Source organism: Vibrio sp. 1078-1 (genome assembly GCF_033340475.1).
In genome coordinates, this window is record NZ_JAWOWM010000156.1 from 1 (window position 1) to 884 (window position 884).

An 884-nucleotide genomic window follows, 5' to 3' on the forward strand; every position below is an offset into this window, starting at 1 on the left:
TCGACGTAATGTTTATCTAATTGCGTTTCACCAATGTGCGTCGAAAACTCCTCTTCATAGATGTCCAACAGCATCAGCAAAGCGTATTGATTTTCGACTTGTACCCCAATCAACATGTCTAATTGCGAAGTGGTTTGAATAACCCGTTGCTCAAACTTGGCTAACGTCTGTTGTATTTTCTGGCGGTTGGGTGAGATGGGAAACCAAACGGCGTTATCGAAGGTATCAGCCAATTTTTCCGCTTCAACTTCAATATCAACCAACGATTTAGTGAGCTCGAAGTTCTTTCTTTCCTTGATGGCATACTGATTCACAATCACATCGCGTTCTTCAATCAGCTGATGGCCGACCTCAGAAAGCGCGCTATGAAGTTGTTGCGTACTCTTGGAATTAATGTGAGCCATGTAGGCAAAGGTGCACGCCACCAGCATCGCAATAAATAAGCATGAATTGACCAACCTAAACTTATTCATTTTCCAGCACCTCTAAAATTACTGGCCTTGGGGCGCTGAGTGACGTCAAGAACGCTTCGATGTCTTCGATATTGCTATCACTCATCGTAATACCAAGCTGCGTTTGCGCCATGATTTGAATCGCCTCAGCAAGGGTGGTCACTTGCCCGTTATGAAAATACGGCCCCGTTAATGCGACGTTTCTTAAACTGGCAACACGGAAATAATACCCCTCATCCCCTTCCGTTGTGAGTAAATGGCGACCTGTGTCTTTCTGCACGGGTTTATGCTCAAAGTAAGCGAAGCGTTGAATCATCGCGCCGCCAACATTTTTCCCTTGATGACATTGTACGCAACCAGCTTTCTGGAAGGTTTTCCAACCTCGTTTCGCTTTCTCATTCAAAACATGCGTGTAACCCAATAAGTAGGCAT

Annotated in this window: 2 pseudogenes; both read right to left on the reverse strand. The window is 44.9% G+C overall.

What is annotated here, in order from left to right:
- A pseudogene (locus tag R7190_RS26280) lies at window positions 1-473 on the reverse strand (hybrid sensor histidine kinase/response regulator); the annotation flags it as partial.
- A pseudogene (locus tag R7190_RS26285) lies at window positions 466-884 on the reverse strand (c-type cytochrome); the annotation flags it as partial. The pseudogenes R7190_RS26280 and R7190_RS26285, both read right to left, overlap by 8 nt.